General features: G+C 72.8%; 20 protein-coding genes. 8 read left to right on the top strand and 12 right to left on the bottom strand.

The genetic code is table 11. The features are described 5' to 3' along the window. The first annotated feature begins 21 nt into the window (after window positions 1-21). A complete protein-coding gene (locus tag GT755_RS02740) occupies window positions 22-3,039 on the top strand; it encodes an AfsR/SARP family transcriptional regulator (protein ID WP_161478084.1) in 3,018 nt (1,005 codons plus the stop codon). Window positions 3,040-3,043: 4 nt separating this feature from the next. On the opposite strand, the gene GT755_RS40895 is transcribed toward GT755_RS02740, so the two are convergent. The 3 genes from GT755_RS40895 to GT755_RS02725 all read right to left on the bottom strand — a co-directional run bounded on the left by GT755_RS40895 (window position 3,044) and on the right by GT755_RS02725 (window position 5,732). Continuing rightward, window positions 3,044-4,357, bottom strand: coding sequence for a phytase (locus tag GT755_RS40895; protein WP_161478083.1), 1,314 nt, complete (start codon window positions 4,355-4,357; stop codon window positions 3,044-3,046). 35 nt (window positions 4,358-4,392) lie between these two features. After that, on the bottom strand, window positions 4,393-4,920 hold the full coding sequence (locus GT755_RS02730) for a DUF305 domain-containing protein (RefSeq protein ID WP_161478082.1): 528 nt from the start codon (window positions 4,918-4,920) through the stop codon (window positions 4,393-4,395). Between the two features lie 68 nt (window positions 4,921-4,988). Then, window positions 4,989-5,732, bottom strand: a complete 744-nt coding sequence (locus tag GT755_RS02725) for a lytic polysaccharide monooxygenase (RefSeq protein ID WP_030453331.1) — start codon at window positions 5,730-5,732, stop codon at window positions 4,989-4,991. Window positions 5,733-5,896: 164 nt separating this feature from the next. Here GT755_RS02725 and GT755_RS02720 point away from each other — a divergent pair, with 164 nt between their 5' ends. Together GT755_RS02720 and GT755_RS02715 are read left to right on the top strand one after the other, a co-directional pair. Beyond that, entirely contained in the window at window positions 5,897-6,244 is a 348-nt protein-coding gene (locus GT755_RS02720; protein WP_161478081.1) for an MmcQ/YjbR family DNA-binding protein, read from the top strand. Next, the gene (locus tag GT755_RS02715) at window positions 6,241-7,041 is read left to right on the top strand and encodes an aldo/keto reductase (RefSeq protein WP_161478080.1); all 801 of its coding nucleotides are present in this window, start codon (window positions 6,241-6,243) and stop codon (window positions 7,039-7,041) included. The genes GT755_RS02720 and GT755_RS02715 overlap by 4 nt, the downstream gene beginning before the upstream one ends. On the opposite strand, the gene GT755_RS02710 is transcribed toward GT755_RS02715, so the two are convergent. Further along, entirely contained in the window at window positions 7,026-7,658 is a 633-nt protein-coding gene (locus GT755_RS02710; RefSeq protein WP_202609542.1) for a TetR/AcrR family transcriptional regulator, read from the bottom strand. The genes GT755_RS02715 and GT755_RS02710 overlap by 16 nt on opposite strands. A 166-nt stretch (window positions 7,659-7,824) precedes the next feature. Between GT755_RS02710 and GT755_RS02705 the strand changes: the two genes are divergently transcribed. Continuing rightward, window positions 7,825-9,300, top strand: coding sequence for an acetyl-CoA acetyltransferase (locus GT755_RS02705; RefSeq protein WP_161478079.1), 1,476 nt, complete (start codon window positions 7,825-7,827; stop codon window positions 9,298-9,300). Here GT755_RS02705 and GT755_RS02700 read toward each other — a convergent pair. The 3 genes from GT755_RS02700 to GT755_RS40890 form a co-directional block, all read right to left on the bottom strand. After that, a complete protein-coding gene (locus GT755_RS02700; RefSeq protein WP_161478078.1) occupies window positions 9,297-12,053 on the bottom strand; it encodes a helix-turn-helix transcriptional regulator in 2,757 nt (918 codons plus the stop codon). The two genes, GT755_RS02705 and GT755_RS02700, sit on opposite strands and share 4 nt — an antisense overlap. 74 nt (window positions 12,054-12,127) lie before the next feature. Continuing rightward, entirely contained in the window at window positions 12,128-14,239 is a 2,112-nt protein-coding gene (gene recD2, locus GT755_RS02695) for an SF1B family DNA helicase RecD2 (protein ID WP_328794138.1), read from the bottom strand. 36 nt (window positions 14,240-14,275) lie between these two features. Next, on the bottom strand, window positions 14,276-16,210 hold the full coding sequence (locus GT755_RS40890) for a fibronectin type III domain-containing protein (protein WP_161478077.1): 1,935 nt from the start codon (window positions 16,208-16,210) through the stop codon (window positions 14,276-14,278). A gap of 306 nt (window positions 16,211-16,516) precedes the next feature. Between GT755_RS40890 and GT755_RS02685 the strand changes: the two genes are divergently transcribed. Then, window positions 16,517-16,936, top strand: a complete 420-nt coding sequence (locus tag GT755_RS02685) for a hypothetical protein (protein WP_161478076.1) — start codon at window positions 16,517-16,519, stop codon at window positions 16,934-16,936. Then, window positions 16,933-17,259, top strand: a complete 327-nt coding sequence (locus GT755_RS02680; protein WP_030453338.1) for a winged helix-turn-helix domain-containing protein — start codon at window positions 16,933-16,935, stop codon at window positions 17,257-17,259. Before GT755_RS02685 ends, GT755_RS02680 begins: the two co-directional genes overlap by 4 nt. On the opposite strand, the gene GT755_RS02675 is transcribed toward GT755_RS02680, so the two are convergent. The 3 genes from GT755_RS02675 to GT755_RS02665 form a co-directional block, all read right to left on the bottom strand. After that, the gene (locus GT755_RS02675) at window positions 17,235-18,617 is read right to left on the bottom strand and encodes a sensor histidine kinase (protein WP_161478075.1); all 1,383 of its coding nucleotides are present in this window, start codon (window positions 18,615-18,617) and stop codon (window positions 17,235-17,237) included. The genes GT755_RS02680 and GT755_RS02675 overlap by 25 nt on opposite strands. 226 nt (window positions 18,618-18,843) lie before the next feature. Beyond that, entirely contained in the window at window positions 18,844-20,682 is a 1,839-nt protein-coding gene (locus GT755_RS02670) for a hypothetical protein (protein ID WP_161478074.1), read from the bottom strand. Further along, entirely contained in the window at window positions 20,667-21,422 is a 756-nt protein-coding gene (locus GT755_RS02665) for an ABC transporter ATP-binding protein (protein WP_161478073.1), read from the bottom strand. The genes GT755_RS02670 and GT755_RS02665 overlap by 16 nt, the downstream gene beginning before the upstream one ends. 144 nt (window positions 21,423-21,566) lie before the next feature. Here GT755_RS02665 and GT755_RS02660 point away from each other — a divergent pair, with 144 nt between their 5' ends. Then, complete coding sequence (locus tag GT755_RS02660; RefSeq protein ID WP_161478072.1) at window positions 21,567-22,622, top strand: tetratricopeptide repeat protein; 1,056 nt, start codon at window positions 21,567-21,569, stop codon at window positions 22,620-22,622. A 15-nt stretch (window positions 22,623-22,637) separates the two neighbouring features. Next, window positions 22,638-23,366, top strand: coding sequence for a hypothetical protein (locus GT755_RS02655; protein ID WP_161478071.1), 729 nt, complete (start codon window positions 22,638-22,640; stop codon window positions 23,364-23,366). On the opposite strand, the gene GT755_RS02650 is transcribed toward GT755_RS02655, so the two are convergent. Together GT755_RS02650 and GT755_RS02645 are read right to left on the bottom strand one after the other, a co-directional pair. After that, the gene (locus tag GT755_RS02650; RefSeq protein ID WP_328794137.1) at window positions 23,354-24,148 is read right to left on the bottom strand and encodes a DUF1295 domain-containing protein; all 795 of its coding nucleotides are present in this window, start codon (window positions 24,146-24,148) and stop codon (window positions 23,354-23,356) included. The genes GT755_RS02655 and GT755_RS02650 overlap by 13 nt on opposite strands. A gap of 1 nt (window position 24,149) precedes the next feature. Next, window positions 24,150-25,322: an acetyl-CoA C-acyltransferase gene (locus GT755_RS02645; protein ID WP_161478070.1), complete on the bottom strand. Its 1,173-nt coding sequence runs from the start codon at window positions 25,320-25,322 to the stop codon at window positions 24,150-24,152. Between the last annotated feature and the right edge of the window lie 30 nt (window positions 25,323-25,352).

The raw sequence follows: 25,352 nt of genomic DNA, 5'->3' as shown, positions 1-25,352 counted from the left end.
TCGCCGTTCCACTGGAGCCTGATGGAATTCGCCGTCCTGGGGCCGCTCCGCGTGTCGGACGACGCCGGGGTGCTGACGCTGAGCGCCGGCAAGCAGTGCGTCATGCTGGCTGAACTGCTGTGCCGCGCCGGTCGCCCGGTGTCCGCCGACGTCCTGGTCGAAGCGCTCTGGGGACACCGTCCGCCCCGCACCGCCGCCGACAACCTGCGGCTGTACGCGCACCAGCTGCGCCGGGTGCTCGGCCAGGACCGCCTCACCCGCACCGGCACCGGCTGGACGCTCACCGTCCACCCGGGGGAACTCGACGCCGAGGTGTTCGAGACCCTGGCCCGGCGGGGCCGCGCCCTCCTGGCCGCCGGTGACCACGAGGAGGCCTCGGCGGTGCTCGCGCGGGCGCTGGAGCTCTGGCGCGGTCCCGTCTACGACGGCCTCAACGTCACCGACGGGCTGCGCGAGCACGCCCGGCGGCTGGAGGAGGAGCGCCTCGCCGCGCTGGAGAACCGCGTCGACGCCGACCTCGCGCGCGGCCTGTCGTCGGCGCTCGTGCCGGAGCTGACCGCGCTCGTCGACGAGCAGCCGCTCCGGGAGCACCCGCGCGCCCAGCTCATGACGGCCCTGGCCCGGTCGGGGCGGCAGGCCGAGGCGCTGGCCGTCTTCCACGACGCGCGCCGGGTGTTCGCCACCGAGCTCGGCCTCGACCCGGGCGACGAGCTGCGCGACCTCCACCAGGCGATCCTCACCGGCACCCTCCCGGACGACCCGGCCGCGCCGCCGCCCCCGCCGCAACCGCGCGAGGCCACGCCCGCGCAGCTCCCGGCCGACATCTCCGACTTCACCGGCCGCGACGACCAGCTCGGCCGGATCACCACCCTGCTGGGCGGCCCCCCGCCCTCCGGCCCGGGGCACGTCCGGGTGTGCGTGATCGCGGGCATGGGCGGGGTCGGCAAGACGACGCTGGCCGTGCACGCCGCCCACCGCATCGCCCGCGACTACCCCGACGGCCAGCTCCACGTGAACCTGCACGGCGTCGAGCCGTCGCCCGCCGACGCGGGGCAGGTGCTGGCCTCCTTCCTGACCGCGCTCGGCGTGCCCCGGACCGCGATGCCGGAGACCACGGAGGAGCGCGCGGCCTACTTCCGCAGCCAGGTCGCCGACCGCCGGATGCTGATCGTGCTCGACAACGCCGCCTCCGAGCGGCAGGTGCGCCCGCTGCTGCCCGGCTCGTCGAGCTGCGCCGTCATCGTCACCAGCCGGACCCGGCTGACCGGCCTGTCCGGGGCGACGCTCATCGAGTTGTCGGTGCTGCTGCCCGCCCAGGCCGTGCAGCTGCTCTCGCGGATCGCCGGGGCCGGGCGGGTGGCCGCCGAACCCGAGGCCGCCGCCGAGATCGCCCGCCTGTCCGACCGCATCCCGCTGGCCGTCCGGGTCGCCGGGGCGCGCCTGGCGGTGCGCCCCAACTGGCCGCTCAAGCGGCTGGCCGGCCAGCTCACCGACGAACGGCGGCGGCTCGACCAGTTCGCCACCGGCGACCTGGCGGTGCGGGCGAGCCTGGCGCTCAGCTACCTCGGCCTCGACCCGGCCACCCGCCGGGCCTTCCGCCTGCTCGGCGCCCTGGACGCCCCCGACTTCGCCGCCTGGACCGCCGCCGCCCTGCTCGACCTGCCGCTGGCGGCCGGGGAGGAGCTCGTCGAGTCCCTGGTGGACCGCCAGCTCCTCCTCATCAGCGGCGCCGACGCGGCCGGGCAGTCCCGCTACCGCTTCCACGACCTGGTGCGCCTGTACGCCCGCGAGCGCGGCGCCCTGGAGGACGACGACACGGCCGTGCCGGCGGCGCTGGCCCGCGCCTTCGGCGGCTGGCTCGCCCTGGCGGAACACGCCACCGAGCGGGTGCACGGCACCTCGCTGGCCATCATCCACGGCGACGCGCCCCGCTGGCGGCCGCCCGAGGAGGAGCCCGCGGAGCCGTGGGAGCCGCTGGCGGGCCACGACCCGCTCGCCTGGTTCGACGCCGAACGGGCCGCCCTGGTCGCCGCCGTCCGGCAGGCGTGCGCGCTGGGGCTGACCGCCGTGGCCTGGGACACCGCCTGCTCCCTGGAGCGCTACCTCGACGTGCGCGGCCGGTTCGACGACTGGCGCACGATGCACGAGCCGCTGCTGGAGGCCTGCCGGGCGGCGGGCGACCGGCTCGGCGAGGCGACCGTGCTGCGCGGCCTCATCTCGGCGACGAGCTGGATGGACAACGAGGCGATGGCCGCCCACTACGACGGCGCCGAGCAGCTCATCCCGCTGTTCACCGAGGTCGGCGAGGATCGCGGGCTGGCCGACGCCCACGTGATGCGGGCCTGGGGCGAGGCCGCCCGGGGCGCCCTGGCCCAGGGCCTGGAATCCGGCCGGACCGCCCTGCGCCTGGCCGAGGGGGCCGGCCACCTGAGCGGTCAGGCCCGCGCCCACGTCTGCATGGCCGTGACCTACGGGTTGTCCGACCTCGACATGGCGATCGTCCACCTGCACAAGGGCTTGGAGCTGGCCGAACGGGTGGGCAACGCGCGGTTCGAGGCGACCGCGCTCCAGTTCCTCGGCCTGGCCCACGCCCACCTGCGCCAGTACGAACAGGGCATGGCCTACCTGAGCCGCACCATGACCGACCGCCGTTTCGGCGACGCCCTGGTCGACGCCACCGGCATGGTCGCGCTGGCCCGCCTCTACGCGGTGGCCGGCGACCCGAGGGCCCGCGGCGCGGCCGAGGCCGCCGAGGAGTTGTGCCGCAACCACCGGCTGGCCCACCACCGCGCCGACGCCCTGTGGGTGCTCGGCGAGGTCGACCTGGCCGAGGGCCGGGTCGACGACGCCGTCACGCATCTGGAGGAGTCGGTGCGCCTGTGGCGGGTGCGCGGCTGGCAGGCCTTCATCGCCGCGGCCCTCGACAGCCTGGCCGAGGCCTACGCCGCGGCCGGACGGCCGGCGGAGGAGAAGCTCGCCCGCGAGGAGGCCGAGGCGCTGAAGCGGAAGGGCCGCGAGCAGATCGGCCTGCCCGGCTGACCCGTCAGAACCGGGGGTCGTTGCCCGCCTTGGTGCTGACCTTCAGGTTCAGCGCGCGGGCCACGTCGCCCCACGAGACGTAGGAGAAGTTGGTCGCGTCGCGCTCCCCGTCCACGTTCGCGCCCGTGTCGGGCTCGTCGTGGGTGACCAGGAGGCCCTTGGTGAACCTGCCGACCGGGCGGTTGGTCACCGTGAGGCCGTCGGAGCCGTTGACGTCGTCCACGCCCTTGACGCCCTTGACGCGGAAGGTGCCCAGCGGCCTGTTCGCGCCCTGGCGGTCGTAGACGGAGAAGGTGTCGTCACCCTGGCTGGAGACGATGACGTAGCCGGTCGCGCCGCCCGCGTAGTAGACGTCGACGCCCTCCGCGTCGGCGGTGAGGCGGTCGCCGCCGAAGCCCGGGGCCTTCGGGTCGACCGGCTCGCACTCCTCGGTCTCCTCGTCGTAGACGTCCTCGACGCCGAAGTCGGTCACCTTGTCGACGAGCGTGGGCTTCCTGGAACCGAGGGGGAGCGGCACCCGCCACAGGCCGACGTCCTCCTGGGCGGCGTACAGGACACCCGAACGCTGGTCGACGGCCAGGCCCTCGAAGTGGGGGAGCACCCCGGGCTCCTCGCAGGGCTTCCAGGTCTTCCCGTTCGGCAGCGGGAACTCGGATGGCATGGTCAGCTTCTCGACGTCGGCGTAGCCGAGCCTGCCGTCCTTCTCGACGATCCGGGCGGTCGCCAGGGTCGTCGCGCCCTCCTGGGTGACCACCGCGTAGGCCTCGCCGGGACGGGGCTGGTGGACGGCCAGGCCGTAGGCGGTGTGCTCCTCGTCCACCGTCTCCCGGTCGGGGCTGAACAGGAAGGGCTGGTCGGGCGCGGTCACCTCGCGCAGCGGCTCGGCCGCCGAGGGGTCGATGGCGAAGAAGCGGATCTGGTCGTTGTAGCGGTCGGACACGACCGCCACGTCGACCTTCCGGCCGCCGAGCGGCACGCCGTAGGCGATGTCGACGTTGTTGTAGCGGCCCTCGACGCCGTCCCGCCGCGGGGCCCTGGTCGCCTTCAGCGACTGACGCTCCCGTGACTCCAGGTCGTAGACGCGCAGGCCGCCCTCCTTGGCGGTCGCGATCACGATCGACTTGCGGGAGTCGCGCGGGTGGACCCAGATCGCGGGGTCGTCGCCGGAGGCGTTGCCGCCCTGGTCGTCGTCGTACAGGACGGGGGTCTCGTTGTCGGTCGTCACGACCGCGGGGCCCTCCGCCGAGGCGGGGAGGGCGGACAGCAGGACGGTGGCGAGGACGCCGACGGCGAGCGCGGCTTTGGGGGTGCTGTTCACGCGTGTGAGGCTGCCGGACCGATCTGTCGGGCAGGTTAACCCTGGGGGGCCGCCAGGAGCCGGAGCATCTCCTGGATCTGCGCGTTGCGCGACTCCTCGATGCGTTTGGCCAGGTCCTTCGTCGAGGCGTCCAGGCCCGTCTTCACCTCGGTGCGGGCCATGTCGACGGCGTTGTGCTGGTGGCCGGTGAGCAGGTTCAGGAAGCTGGTGTCGAACTGGCCGGCCGGCACCTTCTCCAGCGACAGGATGTCGGAGGGGCGGGTCTCGTGCAGGCCGCCGTGGGCGTCGTGGGAGCCGGGGGGCGCCTCCATCGGCTGCTCCCACCGGGTCAGGCGGGTCGTCATGGTCTTGGCCTCGTCCGACTGGGTGGCCCGGATCGCCGACGCCAGGGCCTTGACCTCGGGGCGCGCGGCCCGCTCCTCGGCGATCTCCGCCATCCGTATGCCCTGCTCGTGGTGCGGGATCATCATCTGCAGGAACATCACGTCGGCGGCGTTGAACGCGGGCTCGGCCGGGGCGGAACATCCGGCCACGAGGGCGAGGACGATTGCCAGACGCTTCATGGCTCCCTCATTGTTGTTCGGAGCCGGCACGGCGCGCGGACTGCGCCGTGCCGGCGGTCTTCAGAGGACTACACGCGGGCCCAGAGCGCGGGCACGTTCGGCGGCTCCCAGCCGGCGAGCGAGGTGTGCGCCTGGAGGCAGCGGTAGGTGGCGCCGCCGTAGGTCACGGTCGAACCGGTGGCGTAGTAGGTGCCGGTGCGCCACGTGCCACCCGCCGGGGGCGGGGTGACGGTGGGCGTGGGCGACGGCGGACGGGGGGTCACGGTCGGCGTCGGGGACGGCTGCGGGTTGGGGTTGCCGCCGCCGATCTGGAGGTCGACGCAGCTGTAGAAGGCCATCGGGGTGTCGGCGATGTTCCAGATGGCCAGCAGGCGCTGGCGTCCGGAGAAGCCGCCGAGGTTGACGTTGTGCGAGACCGTCGCACCCGGCTGGCGTCCGCCGTCGTTGAAGACGGCGACCCGGGTGTTGCCGATGAAGTACTCCCATGTGCTGGTCGCGTGGCGGGCGGTCAGGACCCAGTTGAAGGTCACGTTCTGCCCGACGGAGGTCGCGGGCCACGGCTTGCTCTCGTCGCTCAGCTGGGCGAACTGGGAGAGACCGCCGTGACAGTTGCGCTGGCCCTTGGGGCCCTCGACCGACTGCGGTTCGTAGACGATCGGACCGCAGTTGGCCACCCGGCCCTGGGCGCAGTTCGCCTGCCGGCTCGGCGGCGAGGAGATGTAGCCGTGGGCTTGGGCGGGACCGGTGAGCACGACCAGGGTCGAAGCCACGGCCGCTAAGGCCGTGACGATCGACAAGATCGTTTTTCTCATGTGAAGCTCTCCTTCCTGGGGGGCTTCCGAGCAATGTAAAAGAAAGTTTCCTAAGAGTAAATGGTGTGACGAGCCTCCTGTCAGGGCCTTGGTCAACTTCGCGATTCAGTTGTCGGTACACCCAGATACGGTGCCCTTGACGCTCGCGTTCAAGGAGGTTTCCGATGGTCGGAGTCGACGACGTACGCCGGGTCGCCCTGGCCCTGCCGCGCACCACCGAGCACCTGATCCGCGACCGGGTCAAGTTCCGCGTCGGGCGGATCGTCTACGTCGCCTTCTCGCGCGACGAGACCACGATGGGCTTCGGCTTCCCCAAGGAGGAGCGCGCCGCCCTCGTCGCGGGCCGGCCCGAGACCTTCTTCCTGCCGGGACCGGCCGACATGCGCTACCAGTGGGTGGAGTGCCGCCTCGACCGCCTCGACCCGGAGGAGATGGAGGAACTGGTCGTCGACGCCTGGCGCATGTGCGTCCCCAAGAAGGTGGCCCGCGAACACCTGGGAGACCTGGCATGACCATCCCCACCGGCACGATCGGCCTCGGCGCGATGCGGCTCGCCGACCCCGGCATCTGGCACGGCCCCGCCGACCGCCCCGCCGCGGTCAGGCTCCTGAGAAGGGCGGTCGAACTCGGGGTGCCGCTCATCGACACCGCCGACGCCTACGCCCTCGGCGACAACGAGAGCCTCATCGCCGAGGCCCTGCACCCCTACCCCGACGGGCTGATCGTCGCGACCAAGGCCGGGGAGGCCCGGCCGTCGCCGGGCGAATGGGTGCCCGTCGGGCATCCCGCCTACCTGAGGCAGCAGGCCGAGCTCAGCCTGCGGCGACTGCGCACCGACCACATCCCGCTGTTCTACCTGCACCGCGTCGACCCGCTCGTCGCCCTCGACGACCAGCTCGGGGCGCTGGTCGGCCTGCGGGAGGAGGGCAAGATCGGGGCCATCGGCCTGTCGGAGGTGAGCGTCGGGCAGCTCGACGCCGCGCTGCGCGTCACCGAGATCGCGGCAGTGCAGAACGCGTACAACGTCGGCGACCGCACCCACGAGGCCATGGTCGAGCGCACCGCGGAGCTGGGGATCGCCTTCGTGCCGTTCTACCCGATCGCGTCGTCCCACCCGGGGGTGCGGCGGGTCGCGGCGGAGACCGGCGCGACGACGGCGCAGGTGTCGCTGGCGTGGCTGCTCCGGCGCTCGCCGAACATGCTCCCCATCCCGGGCACGACCTCGGAGGTCCACCTCGCCGAGAACCTGCGCGCCGCCGATCTGCGACTCACCGACGAGCAGTACGACCGCGTTCAGTCCGGGGGATAGAGGGTGGTCGCCGCCGTCAGGACGAAGTCGATCAGGCGGTCGGCGTAGGCGGGCGCCTGGGCGCGCATGTCCTCCCGGAGCTCCTCCGGCGTGGCCAGCACGTGCTGGAGCACCGCGCCCAGCAGCGTGTCGAGGATCAGGGTGGGCGACGCCTCGGGGCCCAGCTCGCCCCGTGCGATGGCGCGGCGGATCATCTGCCGCGCCTCCAGCACCCGCGACTTCCTGATCACGCCCGTCACCGGGGAGAACAGCTCGGGATACGCCCGCGCCTCGACGTGCAGCCGCAGCCCCGCCAGACCATAAGGGCCCAGGTAGTGGGCCAGCATCGAGCCGATGAGCTCCCGCAGGTCCTGGCGCAGGGTGCCGGTGTCGATGTCGAACGACGGCACCACCAGGGCCGACTCGATGGCGTCGGCGATGAGCTTCTCGCGGCTGGGCCAGCGCCGGTAGAGGGCGGCCTTGCCGATGCCGGCCCGGCGGGCGACCGCGTCGAGCGTGAACTTCGCCCAGCCCAGCTCGGCGTACAGGGCCAGCGCCGCTCTGAGGGCCTTCCGGTCGACCTGGGCGTCGCGCGGACGGCCGGGTCCCGGAACGGGCATGCCGGGGTCGGTGCTCACAAGGTCAGCAGGCTAACCGCGGGAAATCCGGCCGAACCCGGTTCACGGGCGGCTGTCGCCGAGCAGTCGGGGCGGTGAGATGAACGGCGTTTCAGTCAAATTGACGATTCCGCTGGTCACCAGTGACGTCAGGGCGTGATGTCCAGGTTGATACGTTGATGATGATATGAACGATCACCACACGCCCGTCCTCGTCGGGGCCGGGCAGGTCTCCGAACGCCTCGGCGACCCCGGCTACCGGGGCCGCTCGCCCGTCGAGCTGGCCGCCGCCGCGGCCGCCCTGGCCCTCGCCGGCGTCGACCCCCGCGTGGTCGACACGATCGCCGCGGTACGGCAGTTCGAGATCTCCACCCCGCGGGCGGTGGCCCCGCTGGGCCGCTCGGACAACCTCCCCCGCTCGGTCGCCCGCCGCGTCGGCGCCGACCCGGCCCGCGCGATCCTCGACGTGACCGGCGGCCAGTCGCCGCAGCGCCTCGTGACCGAACTGGCCGCCTCGATCGCGGCGGGGGAGTCGCGGGCCGCCCTGGTCGTCGGCGCGGAGGCCATCTCCACGATCGCCCACCTGATGCGCTCTCCCGACCGGCCCGACTTCACCGAGCACGCGCCCGGCGGCCTCGACGACCGGGGGTACGGCCTCGACGGCCTGGTCGACGCCGAACTCGCCCGCCACGGCCTGACCAGCGCGGCGGCCCAGTACGCCCTCTTCGAGAACGCCCGCCGCGCCCGCCTGGGCCAGACGCGCGACGAGTACGCCCTCGGCATGGGCGCCCTGTTCGCTCCCTTCACCCGGGTCGCCGCCGCCAACCCGCACGCCGCCGCCCCCACGGAACGCACCGCAGAAGAACTCGTCACGGTGTCGGAGCGGAACCGGGTGATCGCCGACCCCTACCCGCGATACGTGGTCGCCAGGGAGAAGGTGAACCAGGGCGCGGCCGTGCTGCTCATGTCGGTGGCCAAGGCGCGCGAGCTGGGCGTCCCGGCGGGCCGGTGGGTGTACGTCCACGGCCACGCCGACGTTCGCGACCAGGACATCCTCGCCCGCCCCGACCTCAGCCGCGGCCCCGCCTCGGCCCTGGCCGTGACCGACGCCCTCGCCCAGGCCGGCGCGACCCCCTCTGACGTCGCCGCCGCCGATCTCTACAGCTGCTTCCCGGTCGCCGTCACCAACATCACCGACGCCGTCCCGCTGACCTGCCCCCTCACCCTGACCGGCGGCCTGCCGTTCTTCGGCGGCCCCGGCAACGCCTACTCCCTGCACGCCGTCGCCGAGGCCGTGGCCTTCTGCCGCGCCCACCCCGGCGACCTGGCCCTGGTCGGCGCCAACGGCGGCCTCCTGAGCAAGTACTCGGTCGGCCTGTACGCCACCACCCCCGCCCCCTGGACCGAGCAGCCGGACCTCCAGGGTCAGGTCGACGCCTGGCCGAAGGTCGCCGCCGCCACCGAGGCCGACGGCCCGGCCACGATCGAGACGTACACGATCCGCTACAGCAGGGACGGCCGCCGGACCGGCATCGTGCTCGCCCGCCTGGACGACGGCCGCCGCTTCGCCGCCACGGCCGACCCGGCCCTGCTGACGACCGGCGAACCGGTCGGCGCCCGGGTGCACGCCACCTCGACCGCCACGGGGAACACGGTGCGCTAACCGAGCGCGGCCGTCAGTTCGTTCCGCGTCGCCACGCCGAGCTTGCGGTACACGTTCGACAGGTGCACCTCGACCGCCTTCGGGGTCACGAACAGCGTCTGGGCGATCTCGCGGTTGGTGCCGCCCTTCCCGGCGAGCTCGGCCACCCGGCGTTCGCTCGGGGTCAGGCTGCCCGCGCCCGTCTGGGTGAGCGGGCGGGGCCGCGCCCCCAGCGCGTGCAGCCGCACCGTCGCCTCCTCGACCAGCGGGGCCGCGCCGCAGCGGAACGCGAGTTCGCGTCCCCGGGCGACCATCGCCGCCGAGTCGCCGAGCGCGACCAGCGTCTTGGCGTGCTCCAGCCGCGCCGGCGACAGCGCCAGCACCTCGGACGACTCCTCCAGCAGCGCCCGCGACCCGGTCACCGTCCCGGCCACCCGCAGCGCCCGGCCGAGCGCCGGCGCCGAGCCCCAGGCGCGGGCCAGCGCCAGTTCCTCCCGCGCGTAGTCGGCGGCCAGGTCACGGCGGCCCTGCCCGCACAACGCGAGCGCGGCCTCCGACCGCCACGGCACCACGGCGGGGTTGCGGCCGCCGAAGGCCGCGTAGCCGGCCCCGGCCCGGATCGCGGCGGCGCGGGCCTCCTCGAACTCGCCGCGCGCCCGGCGGACCCGGGCCCAGGCGAACTCCAGGTGGTGGGGCGGGCCGGAGCGCGGGGCGGTCGCGATCTCGTGGAAGTGGCCGAGCACGGCCGCGGCCTCGTCGGGCCCGCGCTGCTCCAGCACCGCCTCGGCCAGCCAGCCGACGCTCTGGCTGACGGTCACCTCGCTGTGGGTGAGCCGGGCGGTCCGCACGCTCTCCCGCAGGTCGTTCTCCGCCTCCGCCAGGTCGCCCCGCAACAGCCAGCAGCCGCCCCGGATGTGGGTGTGCAGGCCGAGCAGGGCCAGCGACCCCTGCGCCAGCGACGCCTCGACGGCCGCCGTCGCCCCGGCCAGGCCCTCGTCGAGGTCGCCGAACGGCAACACGCTGTAGGAGGGCGCGAGCGACCGGCCCCGGATCTCCGGGGAGTCGTTCGGGTCGGCCGGGTCGACCGGCCGGGCCGCCAGCGCGGCGACGGCCCGGCGGGCCAGATCGAGGCCGCGCGGGTCGCCGGTGTGCAGGTCGTGGACGGCCAGTGTGCCGTCGAGGCTGGCGGCGGCGACGGTGCCGGTGCGGGGGAGGGCGTGCAGGCGCTCGATCCGGGCGGGGTCGAGCGGCGGCGCGGAGCCGGTCGAGGGCCCGGCGACGACGATGGTCTCCAGGCGGCGGCGCAGGTCGTCGAGGCCGTCGGGCAGCCGGTCGAGCAGCCCGGTGACCAGTTCGGCGGCCTGGGCGCCGCGGCCGGCGTACACGAGCGCGAGGCCGGTCAGCACCGTCAGCCTGACGCGGGTGCCGAGTTCGGGTTCCATCGCCAGCGCGCCCGACAGGTGGCCGACCGCGAGGTCGTGGTCGAAGCGCAGCGCCGCCATGCCCGCCTCGATCTCCAGCTCGACGCGTTCCGGGCCGGGCGGCAGGCCGGTCAGGGCGTGCCGGAGATAGGCGTGCGCCGCCTGCGGCGCGCCCCGCGACAGGGCGTCGGCCCCCGCCTCCCGGAGCGGCTCGGTCATCGTCGCGGCGTCGACCGGGGTGACCCGCAGCAGGTGGGCGGCCACCTTCTCGGCCCCGGCCCCGGCCGCGCGCAGGCACTCGGCCGCGCGGGCGTGCGCCTCGGCCGCCCGGCCGTGGTCCATGCGCTCGTGGACGGCCGCGCCCACCAGCGGATGGACGAAGTCGTAGGCCCGTTCCCCGGCGCAGACCAGGTCGGCACGTTCCAGCGCCGCGATCGCCCCCTTGACCTCCAGCACGGGCGCGCCGGTCAGCGTGGCGAGGTTCGCGGTCGTCGCGTGCGGCCCCAGCACCGCCACCGCCTCGGCCACCCGCACGTGCCCCTCGGGCAGCCCCGCCAGCTCCAGGCCGACCCGCCGGGTCAGCGCCCGCGCGCCCAGCTCCCGCAGCCGTTCGGCGTTGGCCGCCGTGGGCGGGGTGCCCGAGGCGACCAGCGCCCGGGACGCCTCGCTGACCAGCAGCGGAACCCCGCCGGTCGCCTCGGCGCAGGCCCGTGCGAACGCCTCGTCGGGCCGCCGGCCGGTGATGCCGTCCAGCACCGCCGCCACCCCTCCCGGCGTCAGCGGCGGCAGCGGCAGCCGCTCGGCCTCGGTGAGGACGACGTCGAGCAGCCCCCCGTCGGACTCGGGCCGCGACCCGGCGGCCACCAGCAGCGGCAGCCCGTCGACGCGCGGCAGCAGGTAGGCCAGGAACCGCAGCGACGCCTCGTCGGCCCAGTGCAGGTCGTCGAGGAGGAGGACCACGGGGCCGCTCTCGCACACGTTCGCGACCAGCCAGAACAATCCGTTGAGCACGGCGTAGTCGCCCGGCGGCTCCCCGGGCGCCCCGAGCACCGACGCCGCCGCGGCGGCGGGCCCGGTCAGCAGCCGCTCCCGGTCGGCGGCCCGCGCGACGACGGGTTCCAGCAACTGCCGCACCACGCCGAACGCGTAGGTGCGCTCCAGCCGGGACGCCCGCGCCGACAGCACCCGGTGCCCGTCGGCGGCGGCGCGGACCGCCGCGAGCAGCCGGCTCTTGCCCGCCCCGGGCCCGCCGTCGACCACGACGAACCGCCCGGCCCCGCCGGCCAGCGCACGCAGATGGGCGTCGAACGCGGCCAACTGCCGCTCACGTTCGACGAGAGGTGTGTCGATCACGCGGGCATGGTCTCCGAACAAGAGGCCGCCCGTCTATGGACGATTACACGTTCGATCGGCGGGCCGATGTCCCGCTAGACGTTCAGCCGCCGGGCCAGGCCAGTGTTGCGAGCCGTGCCGAGCCGGTGGACGGCCTGTTCGAGGGCATCGCGGTGGCCCACCAGCACGACCCACGCCTTCGCCCTGGTCACGAGCGTGTAGAGCAGCCGCCGCCGCAACATGACGCCGCCCGACTCGGCGACCAGCGGCGCGACCACGAACGGGTATTCGCTGCCCTGTGCCCGGTGGACGCTGATCGCGTAGGCGTGGGTGAGGTCGTCGAGCTCGTCGAAGCCGTATTCGACCTCGCGCCCGTCGTCGACCCGCAGGGCGGCGGTGCGGCCGGGCAGGTCCATGGCGGTGATCGTGGCGGTCTCGCCGTTGAAGACGCCCTTGTCGTAGTTGTTGCGCACCGGCATGACCCGGTCGCCCACCCGGAACACCTCGGGCCCCGACCAGAACTCGGCCACCCCGTCGCGCGCCGGGTTGCGCCGCTCCTGCAGCAGCCGCCCGATCTCGACCGTGCCGGTGACGCCGCGCCGCATCGGGCACAGCACCTGCACCTGGTCGGGCGACACCCCCTGTTTGCGCGGGATGCCCTCGGTCGCCAGCTCCACCACCCGTTCGGCGACCAGCTCGGGATCGCCCGCCTCCTCGAACCAGAACCCGCCGCGCCCCGGCAGGTCGGGCAGCTCGCCCGAGCGGATGAGATGGGCGGCCCGCACGATCCCGCTGCCCTCGGCCTGCCGGAACACGTGGGTCAGCCGCACCCGGGGGATGCCGGGCACCTTCAGCACGTCGGCCAGCACGTTGCCGGGGCCGATGCTGGGCAGCTGGTCGGTGTCGCCCACCAGCAGCAGGTGGCTGCCGTCGGGGATCGCGGCGGTCAGCCGGACCGCCAGGTGGAGGTCGAGCATGGAGGCCTCGTCGACCACGATCAGGTCGGCCTTCGCCGGGGCCTCGGCGAACAGGGTGGTGCCGTCGTCGTCGGGGGCCATCAGCATGCGGTGGACGGTCATCGCGGGCAGCCCGGTCAGCTCCGACAGCCGCTTGGCCGCCTTCCCGGTGGGCGCGGCCAGCGTAACCGTGCCGCCCATCGCCCGGACCGCCCGCGCGAGCGACCGCACGGTGTGGCTCTTGCCGCAGCCCGGGCCGCCGGTCAGCACGGTCACCTGGCAGGTCAGCGCCAGGGTCACCGCCGCCCGCTGGTCGTCGTGGAGGGAGGCGTCCTCGTCGTAGTGGCGCATCGGCATGCCCGACCGGGCCGACATCAGGCGCTGGAGGTGCCCGGCCAGCGCGACCTCGCGGCTGTGCAGCTCCTTGTCGTACACGACGACCCGGCCGGGCTGTTCCCCGGCCTCGACCACCACGCGGCGTTCGGCGGTCAGCGCGTCGACCATCGTGCGGACCAGCTCGGGATCCTGCTCCACCAGCTCGGCGGTCTGGGCCAGCAGCGCGGGCATCGGCAGGTGACAGTGACCGCCCCGCGCGGCGGCCGATTCGAGGCGGTCGAGGATCGCCGCCTTGATCCGCTGCGGGCTGCGTTCCGGTACGCCGGATCGCAGGGCGATGCGGTCGGCGATGTGGAACCCGACCCCGCGCACCCGCCCGATCAGCCGGTAGGGGTCGGTGGAGACCACCTCTTCGCTCTCGGAACCGAACGCCTGGTAGATCTTGGCGGCCAGTAAGGGGGAGACCCCGAACCCCTGCAACGTCACCATGAGGGCGGCGACCGCCTTCTGGTCGAGCCAGGCCTCGACGATCTGGGCCCGCCGCTGCGGGCCGATGTTGAGCACCTCGGTCAGCCGGTCGGGCTCGGCGTCGATCACGGTCAGGGTGTCGGCGCCGAAGTGCCCGACGATCGCCGCCGCCAGCCGGGGGCCGATGCCCCGGATCAGCCCCGACCCCAGGTAGGCCTGGATGGCCGGAATCGTCGCCGGGGTCACCCGCTCGCACGCCTCCACCGCGAACCGGCGGCCGTGGCGGGGGTGGTCGGACCACGCCCCGGTGAGCTTGAGGGTCTCGCCGGGCTGCACGCCCGCCAGCACACGACCGGCGGCGACGAAACCGCCGCCGCCGTCGCTCATCCGCGCGACCGTGTATTCGTCGTCGCGGACGAACACCAGCCGCTCGACCGTCGCCTCCACGGGCGCCACTCTAGGAGCCCCGGGCGACAGTTCCGGTCACACGGCCACGATGTCGAACTGCTCCCAGCCGCCGATGGCGGCCCGGTTGGCGATCAGCGCGGCGGCGCCGCCGTTCTCGGCGCAGACGTACTGGTTGTTGGCCTGGGCCCGGAGGCTGACCGAGCCGTTCGGATTCTGCACCAGCGTGAAGGTCTCCCAGGGGCCGACGGCCGCCCGGTTGGCGATCAGCGGCGCGGCGCCCGCGTTCTCGGCGCAGACGTACTGGCCGTTGGAGCGGGCCCGCAGCGCGATCTGGCCGCCGGCCAGGTTGACGCGCTCGAACTGCTGGGCGGTGCCGGCGGTGGTGGCGTTCGCGATGAGGTTCTGACCGGCGCCGGCCGTCACGAACCTGCTGTTCGCGCGGGCGCGCAGCGCGACGTAGGCGGTGGTCTGCGGCAGCGTCGTGGCCGACACTCCGCCCGACGGCGCGGAGGTGTTCCCGGCCGCGTCGCGGGCGGCGACGGTGAAGGTGTAGGCGGTGTTCGGGGTCAGCCCGGTCACCGTGAACGTGGTCGCGGCGGTCGTGCCGGCCGCCGTGCCGCCCCGGTTGACCTGGTAGGACGCCACGCCGACGTTGTCGGTCGAGGCCGCCCACGACAGCGTGACCGAGGTCGCCGTGCGGTTGGTCACCACCAGGCTCGCGGGCACCGACGGGGCCTGGGTGTCGCCGCCGCCCGACACCACCGGCGGGGTCGGCCGGGTGGCCGTCAGCGCGATCTGGCCCTTCAGCATGCGGCCGCCGTCGCCGGTGAGGCGCAGGTAGTAGTCGGCCGAACAGAAGGTGCCGTCCTCGTCGAGCGCGAGGATGCCGGACCCGGCGGGCACGGTGGCCTGCGTCTCGGTGGTCTTGGCGATCTGGTTGCCCTCGTTGTACTCGTCGAACATCGAGATGTAGATGCCGTGCGACCCGGCGCGGATGGTGTTGTAGAACATGCGCCACATGAAGTCGCCGTGGGCGCGGGCGCGTGACTGGAGGTCGCCGGGCATGACGCAGGGCTGGTAGTCGATGCCGTTGGCGTTGCAGTCGGCGACGTCGGGCACGACGTTGTTGGTGTAGAAGCCGTCGAGGCCCGAGATGGTGTGGGTGCGGCCGACCATCCACGGCGAGATCATGTTGAAGGCGCGGTAGACCTCGCCGAAGCCGGTGCGGGAGTCGTTGATGCCCTGGCGCCAGTAGGTGGGCACGCCGCCGATGACGTAGCAGCCCTGGGCCTTGAACCAGTTGATCACTTCGAGGCAGGGGGCCGGGGGGAAGGGGCGGCCGGGGTCGTTGAAGCCGAAGCCCCAGATGCAGACGACGGGCTTGCCGTTCTGCTTGGCGTACATCGGGCTCTGGGTGTAGGCCGACATCTTGGTCGTCCAGTCGGTCTTGATCTCCGACTGGAAGTTCGTCCAGTTCGTGACGTCGTACATGATGTAGAACTTGCGGCCGTAGGCCTCGGCGGCCTGCCGGACCTTGGCGGTGATGCCGTCGCGGATCGGGCCTTCGGCCCCGAACGGGTTGAACCGCTGTAAGGCGGCGGTGTCGCAGTTGTAGTCGCGCATCCACTTGAAGTGGGTGTCGATCGTCTGCTGGTCCCAGGAGGAGAACAGGTTGGCCGTCTGGCCGTTGTTCAGGTTCTGGTACAGCGTCGGGTAGGTGCGCGTGTAGTCGCGGTTGTCGGGCCACGACACGATCGTGTTGTTCGACGGCGACGGCGGCACGGTGTTGTCGGCACCGCTCCAGTGCCACCAGCGGTCGATGGGCGACCCGTCGCCACGGCAGGCGAACCAGCCCTGGTAGCCGACGGTGATCTTGCCCACCACGTCGCCGGGCGGGCTCGCCGCGTGTGCCGGGCTGGAGAGCGCGGACAGCACACCGGTCGAGGACACCGCGGCGAGGGCGGAGCCGGTCATGGCGGAGGTCATGAACCCCCGGCGGGAGACGGCCACGTGGGACTCCTTCGGTCTGGCGGAGGGGAGGGCACGTCGCGGTGTTATCGCCGCGTAACATCGGACGGCTCGGCGTCATCTTGACAGCCGTCGACACACGAACGCAACATTCGGCAGCCTTTTGGAAACTTCCGAATGGACAACCGGTAGAAGTGCGCAGGTCAGGGTGACATGGTGGACCGATCCAGGTTGTCGGAATCTGTAAAGAACCCTTCGACTTACTCGAAAAGATCGGATCTCTAGATACTCACTTGAACGTGAGTTGAGTACTTGCTAGCGTTTGAGTACCGGAACGGAGGAGGAGTTGTGGAACTGTCCGCTGGTGCTGCCCTCGACGAGGTGCGCCGGGTCGAGGAAGAAGTGCGCAAGACGCGCCGCGCCCACGGCGCGATCCTGCTGACGATGGGCCTGGCGACCGGGCCCTACTGGGGCGCCATGCTGCTCGGCCCCGACTGGGCCGGTTATGTCGCGGGCGCCGGCTGGATCGCCCTGGTGATCTGGATGCTGGTCCTCCCGCGGCGGCCCGGTCTGCGCGGACGGGTCAGCACGCCCTGGGTCTCCCGCCTCGCGGTGCTGGGTGGGGTGACGTTCCTCGCGCCGATGCTGGTCGCGACCGGCCTCAAGATCGCGGGCGTGGAGAGCGCGAACTGGCTGGTGGCGGTGTTGTGCCTGATCTCGGGCCTGCCGATGATCTACGCCGGCTGGCGGCTGCGGAGCAGCCGGTGAACGCGGCCAGGCCGCCGCAGGAGCACACCCACCCGCGCCACGACCTCGACGACCTCATCCACGCCCCCGTGCGCCTGTCGATCATGGCGGCCCTGGCGGCGGCCGAACAGGCCGACTTCCGGTTCCTCAAGGAGACCATCGAGGTCAGCGACTCGCTGCTGTCCAAGCACCTGCTGGCGCTCGAAGAGGCGGGCTACGTGAACGCGACCAAGGCCTTCGAGGGCAAACGCCCCCGAACGTGGTTGTCGCTGACCGACCAGGGTCGCGCGGCCTTCGGCAGATACATGGACGTACTCCATCAGATCATCGGAAAACCCTCCTGAGCCGACGGCGGCTCGCTGTGGAGCGGCAGGCGCAGGACCATGCAGGCGCCCCGCGCCGAGTCCTCGACGGTGAGCGAGCCCTGGTGGGCCTGGGCGATCTCCCGGCAGATGGCCAGGCCGAGGCCGGTGCCCTTGGGATCCAGCTCGCGGGATTCGGGCAACCGCGCGAACCGCTCGAAGACGAGCTCACGAAATTCGGGGGCGATTCCGGCGCCGTCGTCGGCGACCACCAGCACCCCGGTGCCTTCCTCGGTCCTGACCGCGACGGTGATGCGGGTGGCGGCGTGCCGCTGGGCGTTGTCCAGCAGATTCGCCATCAGCCGGGAGATCAGCAGCCGGTCGCAGAACACGATCACGTCCGGCTCCAGGTCCGTCTCGATCGGCACCCGGCCGTGCGGGCGGCGTTCGATCTCGCGCCGGGCCAGCTGACCGAGGTCGGCCGGCGCCTGCGGGGGCAGCCGATCACTGCCCATGCGGGCCAGGGTGAGGATGTCCTCGGCGAGCGCCTGCTGGCGTTCCATGTCGTTGAGCAGTTCCCGGGCGGTCCCCGGCCAGTCGACGTCGGGATCGGTCAACGCCTCCTCCAGCCGCAGCCGGGCTCCCGTGATGGGGGTGCGCAGGTCGTGGGAGACGTCGGAGGTGAAACGCCGCTCCCGCTCGATGGCGTCCTCCAGGAGTCGCAGGGTGCGGTTCACGGTCGTGGCCAGGTAACGGATCTCGTCGTGGTGGGCCGGGACGGGCACCCGGCGACCAGGGTTCCTCTCGGTGATCTCGGTGAGTTCGGAGGCGATGTCCACCACGGGCCGCAAGGCGCGGCCGACGAGGAAGTCGGTGCCCACCGCCACCAGGATCAGCCAGATCAGGGCTCCGGAGATGAGGATGGCCGCGAACGTGCCGTCGCCGTACCAGGGGTGGGCCGGCTCGCCTCCGTAGGCGATCAGGGGGCCGCTCGGGGTCGTGATCCACATTGCCGCGACGGTCAGGCACCGATCGGGAAAACTCGGCACGTCGCAGACCACCTCGTCCATCGCCCCGGGGCGGCGCGGCGGGACGAAGTAGGCCATCCTCGGCTGGCCGACCATCCGGGCGTTGGCCGACACGATCTTTCCGCTCGAGTCCACCACCTGCATCGCGGTCGGTCCCTCGTCGGGCAGCACGGGCGGCACCACCGACTTGCCGGTCAGCTTGTGCAACACCCGCAGGTCGGCGGAGTACACGTCGCGGAGCTGGTCGGACATCCTGGCCTCGTGGTTGCTGTCGAGCACGAAGCCCACGGTCACCGCGCACGCCAGCGTGGCCGCGGCCGTCGCCCAGATCGTCAGCCGCAGCCGCACCGACCACTGCCGAGGAGACCTCATCCGGGCCGGTCCGTGTCGCCCTCGTCCGGTTCCATCACTGAAAGTTAGCAATCACTACTCTGCGTACCTGATGGCGGGTTGGCCGCATCGGCGTGTCGGGCCGCCCTGACGGCGCAACGGGACGTAATGTGACGAACACGCAACGCCTTCATCGCTGCGAGTCAATGACCGCGGAGAGTGCGGACGACATGTCGTGCGGGCAGTCCGCACTCTCCGCGGGACCTGGTCAGCCCGCGTTCTCGCGTGCGGCCCGGTCGTGCCGGTTCGGGATGACCGTGCCGTAGTAGATCATCACCGCCCCGACGGCGACGAAGGCGACCGCCACCGGGATCCGCCACGGATCGTGCAGGTGCAGCGCCAGGAACCACAGCCGCGACTCGCCGCCGGTCCAGATCGTCCACAGCGGCACCAGCCCCTGCGGGAACAGCGGGATCCAGCAGAAGATCCACAGGAACGTGACCAGCGCCTGCTTGCCCGGCGGCAGCTTCACCCGTGCCCGCCCCACGGTCGCCGCGACGGAACCGGGCGCCGCGGTCCCGCCCGAGCGCATCAGGCTCAGCAGCTCCGGCCCCCGCGCCGCCAGCCGCCGGTGGGCCAGCCGCCCGAACCACCCCGTCAGCAGCGCCCCCGTGGCCACCCCGACCGCCACGGCCAGCCACGACACGACCGGCAGGTCGAGCGTGTCACCCAGATAGGCGACGCCGCCCGCCGGGAGCGCCGTCAGCGTCACCAGCAGCAGCATCAGCACGACCTGGCCGAAGATGCCGCCGGCCTCCAGCGGGTTGCCGCTGCGCTTCGACGGCTCGGTCACCGGCACCAGCATGGCGACCGACACCAGGGCGATCAGCCCGGCCCCGCCGCCCAGCACGGCCGCCAGGATCGACAACGTCCACGGCCACGTCCAGCCCTCGCCGCCCACGATCGTCCCGGCGACCGTGAAGACGATCGCGATGGGGGCCACCCGCAGCAGCCAGGCGAGCTGGCGGCCTCGTACCTCCGCCCGCTCGGTGCCCGGGTTGACCAGGTTCAGCCAGAGGGAGGTGCCGTCGAGGCCGAACAGGTTGGCCGAGGTCGCGGCGGCCATCACGACCACCAGGACGCCGGCCCACGGCAGCATGCCGTACCAGCCGATGATCAGCGGGACGAGGGTGTAGAGCAGCCCGAAGAAGACGGCGAACCACAGCAGGTGGGTGCGCATGAGGTCGCGCGACCACGTCCGCGACTCCTTGGCCGCCACCGCGGTGACCGGGCCGCGCGCGGCGAGGTCGCGGCCGGTGCCCGGGGGCACCCGGTGCAGGGGCTTGGACGTGGTCCGCCTGACCAGCAGGCGTGACCACACGAGCAGCGCCAGCGCGATGAGCGCGCAGATCCCGAGGAGGGCCGCCGCCACCACGAGCCAGTCGCCCCGCCCGGCCGCCTCCACGGCCGCGACGCCCCAGCCCGACGGCAGCCGGCGCACCACGGCGGAGAAGGACGGCGGAAAGCCCGACGTCAGCAGGTCGAACTGGATCGCCGCCCAGATCAGCACCCACGACTGGTTCAGGACGACGTTCATCGACGCGTTGACCAGCGCCGCCAGGATCGCGCCCGTCCGCGACCTGACGGCCACGCCCAGCACCGCGATCATCAGCCGCGACAGCACCACGACCAGCACCACCATGAGCGGCGCCGCCACCAGCGCGACCACGAAGGCGGCCAGGCCGAACGGCCCCGCGTAGACCACCAGGGCGCTGAACGCGACCAGGCTGACCAGCGGGGGCACGCCGACGAACGCGGTGCCGAGCAGGCCGAGGGCCAGCCTGCGGGGGTCGATCGGCAGCAGCGAGAAGTGCTCGGGCCGGACGCTCTCGTCGCCGCCGCCGGTGTAGACGGGGCCGAGCATCCAGCCGAACAACCAGACCGCGAAGACGGCCGCCAGCAGGTCGCCGTCGATCCCGGCCACCACGATCGTGCCGATCGCCAGGGCCAGGCCGGCCAGGCCGCCCATGACCATGCCGGCCGCGCGCGACCCGCCGATCGAGTGCCGCAGCACCCGTACCTTCATCGCGATCAGGACGCCAACCACGACGGGCCCTTCACCTCGGCTACGTCGGCCCCGACCAGTTCGACGAACCGGTCTTCGAGGGAGCGGCCGGCCCGCACCTCGTCGAGGGGCCCGGCGGCGGCGACGCGGCCCCCGTCGATCACCGCGACGTGGTCGCAGAGCTGCTCGACCAGCGCCATGACGTGGCTCGACAACACGACGGAACCGCCACCGGCGACGAAGCCGCGCAGCATGGCCCGGATCGTCAGCGCGGAGACGGGATCGACCGCCTCGAACGGCTCGTCGAGCACCAGCAGGCGAGGGCCGTGCAGCAGCGCGGTGGCCAGCCCGATCTTCTTGCGCATGCCCGTCGAGTAGTCGATCACGAGGGTGTGTTCGGCCTGGTCGAGCTCAAGGATCTCCAGCAGCTCACCGGCCCGCGCGCCCGCCGTGGCGCGGTCGAGCCCTCGCAGCCGGCCCAGGTAGGTGAGCAGTTCGCGGCCCGTCAGCCGTTCGGGCAGGGCCAGCCCGTCGGGGAGCACGCCCACCCGCGCCCGCGCGCCGATGGGATCGGCCCACACGTCGACGCCGAAAACGCGGGCGTGGCCGGTGTCGGGGCGCAGCAGGCCCACGGCCATGGACAACGAGGTCGTTTTCCCGGCGCCGTTGGGGCCGACCAGGCCGTAAAAGGATCCGGGTGGGACAGAAAGGCTCACATGGTCGACCGCTATTTTCGGGCCGAAGCGTTTGCCGAGTCCGTCGAGTTCCAAAGCCGCTGTCACGACGGCACCTTATCGGCACAAGGGCAGCCATTTGAATACGTAGTAATTGTGGAATTATGTCCCGTTCGCGCCATCTTTGCCGGGAGCCCGGAATTCTGTCGCGAACTCGCGTAACGAACCTCGAAATCCCGGCAATATGCTCATATGACTTCACCGGATGAGGACGTCGAGCATGCCCTCCGCGCGTTGAAGCACAACCCCACCGCCGCCGTCGCCATCGAGGCCGCCCGCACCGTCGACGAGCGGCTGCGGGCCGCGGGGCCCACGCCCTCCCTCGTCCAGGCCGCCGCCACCGCGCACTCCCGTGCCGGGGAACTCCTCCTGGAGCGGGCCGTGCCGGGGCTGGGCATCTCGTTCGTCGACGCCGCCGTCATGGCGCGGCGGACCTCTCCGGATCTCACCGAGGCGGCGCGGCACCTGCTCGCGGCGGTCTGCCACGACCCGCACGACGCCCACGCCCTCCTGCTGCTCGGCTCGGTCGCGCTGGCCACCGGCGAGCACGAGGCCGCGCTCGCGGCGGTCGGGCAGGCGCGCCCGGCCGAGCCCGAGCACGCCGCGATGCTCGGCACCCTGTACGCCTGCCTCGCGGCCTACGACCCCGGCACGCACGAGGGCCGCAGGCTCTCGATCCTGCGCGCCGCCCTGGGAGCCCCGCCCAGCCTGATGCGCCCGCCCGCGTTGCTGGCGCTGGGGAACCTGCTGACCACCAAGTCGGAGGCGCCGCAGGACCTGGCCGAGGGGGTCGACGCCCTGGTCGAGCTGATGGAGCAGGCCAAGCCCGGCGACCCCGAGTTCGAGCACGCCATGATCCTGGTGCTCGCGGCGATGTGCCGCCATCTGACCGTCGAGTTCCCCGCCGACTTCGGCCGCCTCGCCGCGGCGCTGCCCTGGGGCACCCGCGACGACCTCACCCTGGCCTGCGCGGCGGCGTGCCGGTCCCGGGTCGAACAGGAGCCCGAATACCTCACCGAGACCGCCCGCCACCTGCGCAAGGCCGTCGAGCGACCCCGGCCCGACGACCGGGAGACGTTCCTGCTGGCCGGGGCGGGGCTGGTGCTCTTCTACGACCGATTCGTGGCCAAGTTCGCGCTCGAATGGCTGAACGCCGCCGACCGGTGCTGCGACATCCTGGAGGCGCTGCCCTACAACACGGACGTGGCAGCCATGCGCCGGGCGATTGCGGAGCAACGGTCTGCTTAGAGCAAAATGTCCTTTATGACCGACATGCTCACCCGGTACGCCCGCCTCCTCGCCGCCTCCGCGGACGCCCACGTCGCCCTCCAGGGCGGCAAGGTGTCACGGAGCGACGACATGTGGCTGGCCGACTTCGGGGGAGCGGCCGGGTTCGCCAACGGGGCGACGCTGCTGCGAGAGCCCGAGAACCTGGGCAAGCTGGCCGACGAGGCGCTCGACTTCGCCGACCTGCACGAGGGTCCCGGCCTGTTCTACTTCTGGGGCGGCTGGCCGTTGCCCGAGCCGGTCGCGCCCTGGCGCCCCGACGGGCAGCCGCCGCTGATGATCCGGGAGCCCGGCGAACCGCCGCGACTGCCCCACCACGTCGAGGAGGTCACCGGCGACCCCGCCGAGTTCGAGGCGACGGTGGCGCGGGCCTACCCGCTCGACCGGGCGGGCTGGCAGCCGGGCCGCCTGTTCGGCGGCGACGTCCACGGCACCGGCTGGCGGTTGTTCCTCGGGCGGCTCGACGGGCTGCCGGTGGCGACCGCGGCGGCGTACACGCAGGACGGGCTCACCGAGGTCAACTACGTGTCGGTGGCTCCGGAGGCGCGCGGCCGGGGGTTCGCCGCGGCCGTCACCTTCGCCGCCGCCTGCTCCGACCCCGCCGCGTCGGCCATGCTGCTGGCCAGCGACCTCGGCCTGCCGGTCTACCGGAAGATGGGGTTCCGGGAGCTGACCCGGTTCCACATGTGGGCCTACGAGCGCTGACGCGGCGGCAGCGGGAAGAAGCCGCTGGTGCGGTTGACGTAGTCGACGTACTCCTGGCCCTTGCTTTTGGCCATGCGCTTCTCGGTGAGGGCCTTGCCGCTCTTGGAGATCAGCAGATAGGTCATCAGCCAGGGGCAGACGATCGTGACGAGCGCCCACGGGGTGCCGAGGGCGATGAGGAACAGGCCCCACCACACGGCGGCGTCGCCGAAGTAGTTGGGGTGGCGCGTCCACGCCCACAACCCCTGGTCCATGACCCGGCCCTCGTTGGCGGGGTCGGCCTTGAACCGGGCCAGCTGCGCGTCGCCGATCGCCTCGAACGCGAACCCGACGATCCAGAACGCCACGCCCAGCCAGGTGAAGACGTTGAGCGGCTGCGGCTGGAACATGGCGATCTGCACCGGCAGCGACACGAACCACATGACCGCGCCCTGCGGCAGGTAGATCTTCCTGAGCACGAAGGGCACCACCGGGCCGGTGTTCTGGCGCAGCATGGCGGCGTACCGGGGATCCTCGCCCTTGCCCCGGTTGCGGTGGTGGATGTACGCGCCCAGCCGCACCCCCCAGATCGCGGTGAGCACCAGCGCGAGCAGCGACCGCGCCAGATTGCCCTCGCCGGAGGCGAGCGAGAGCACGAACGACACGATCGCCACGACCACGAAGCCGAGGCCCCAGACCGAGTCGACGATCGACTGGTTGTTCGTGCGCAGCGCGTAGGCCATGGTCGCGGCCATCGTCAGCACGACGGCCACGAGGGTCGCCGCCAGATTGATCCAGATCACGTCAACCGTCTACCCGCTCGATGAGCACCGCCACCCCGAGCCCGGCCGCGCCGCTGACGGCGGCGACGCCGTAACGGCCGCCGAGGCGGGTCAGGTTCTCGGCGCACTGCCCGACCATGATCGCGCCGGTCGCGCCGAACGCGTGCCCCATCGCGATCGTGCCGCCTCCGGGGTTGAGCCGGTCGGGGCCCGGCCCGAGGTCGCGCCGCAGCCGCAGGCACAGGGCCGAGAAGGCCTCGGCGAACTCGTAGACGTCGACGTCGGCGGGGGTGAGCCCGGCCCTGGCGATCACCTTCTCGACGGCGGCCTGCCCGGCGGTCAGCATGACGACCGGGTCGACGGCGGCGGTGGCGGCGCCCACGATCCTGATCGGGCTCTCGGCCGTGCCGAGGACCAGCAGCGCCGCCCCGTCGGCCAGGGCGGGGGAGGAGCCGACCGTGTGGTGGTGGACGATCTCGCCGACCTCCGGATGGGCCTTCAGCGCGATGGCGTCCTGCGCCGGGTCGGCGAAGGCGGGGGCCAGCGCGGCCAGCGACTCCATCGTGGTGCCCGGCCGGATCAGCTCGTCACGGTCGAAGAGCGATCCGTCGGCGCGGGGCACCGGGATCACCGAGCCGGCGAAGTCGCCCCGGTCCCAGGCCGCCGCGGCCTTCGTGTGGGTCTCGACGGCGTACGCGTCGAGCTGCTCGCGGGTCCAGCCGTCGACGGTGGCGTTGAGGTCGGCGGCCACCCCCATGTGGATCGAGCCGACCCGCTCGATCGTCGCGGGGTCGGTCCAGAGGGGCGCGCGGTCGCTGAACATGGGCACGCGGGACACGCTCTCGACGCCGCCGGCGACCGCCAGGTCCATCTCTCCGGCACGGACGCGCGCCGCCACCTGCGCCACGGCGTCGATCCCGCTGGCGCAGAAGCGGTTGACCGTCCCGCCCGGGACCGCCTCGCCCCATCCGGCCAGCAGCGTGGCCACCCGGGCGAGGTTGCCGCCCTGCTCGCCGACCTGGGAGGCCGATCCGACGATCACGTCGCCGACGGCGGCCGGGTCTAGCCCCCGGTCGACGAGCGCCCGTTGAAGGCCGGCCACCAGGTCGACCGGGCTCCGGTGGTGCAGCGAGCCCTTCGGGGAGCCCTTGGCGCGGGGGGTGCGCACGTAGTCGAGGACGTAGACGTCAGACACGTTTGCACTGTAACTCTGTTTGTTGTAGTA

It is taken from the genome of Herbidospora solisilvae (genome assembly GCF_009901565.1).
Taxonomy (GTDB): Bacteria; Actinomycetota; Actinomycetes; order Streptosporangiales; family Streptosporangiaceae; genus Herbidospora; species Herbidospora solisilvae.
This window is presented reverse-complemented; position numbering and strand designations above follow the sequence as displayed.

What these genes read in the sequence shown, in the direction of transcription:
- GT755_RS02740 (WP_161478084.1), top strand. Translation starts at nt 22, where the DNA reads ATGGAATTCGCCGTCCTGGGGCCGCTCCGCGTGTCGGACGACGCCGGG.
- GT755_RS02730 (WP_161478082.1), bottom strand. Translation starts at nt 4,920, where the DNA reads ATGAAGCGTCTGGCAATCGTCCTCGCCCTCGTGGCCGGATGTTCCGCC.
- GT755_RS02725 (WP_030453331.1), bottom strand. Translation starts at nt 5,732, where the DNA reads ATGAGAAAAACGATCTTGTCGATCGTCACGGCCTTAGCGGCCGTGGCT.
- GT755_RS02720 (WP_161478081.1), top strand. Translation starts at nt 5,897, where the DNA reads ATGGTCGGAGTCGACGACGTACGCCGGGTCGCCCTGGCCCTGCCGCGC.
- GT755_RS02715 (WP_161478080.1), top strand. Translation starts at nt 6,241, where the DNA reads ATGACCATCCCCACCGGCACGATCGGCCTCGGCGCGATGCGGCTCGCC.
- GT755_RS02705 (WP_161478079.1), top strand. Translation starts at nt 7,825, where the DNA reads ATGAACGATCACCACACGCCCGTCCTCGTCGGGGCCGGGCAGGTCTCC.
- GT755_RS02675 (WP_161478075.1), bottom strand. Translation starts at nt 18,617, where the DNA reads ATGAGGTCTCCTCGGCAGTGGTCGGTGCGGCTGCGGCTGACGATCTGG.
- GT755_RS02660 (WP_161478072.1), top strand. Translation starts at nt 21,567, where the DNA reads ATGACTTCACCGGATGAGGACGTCGAGCATGCCCTCCGCGCGTTGAAG.
- GT755_RS02655 (WP_161478071.1), top strand. Translation starts at nt 22,638, where the DNA reads ATGACCGACATGCTCACCCGGTACGCCCGCCTCCTCGCCGCCTCCGCG.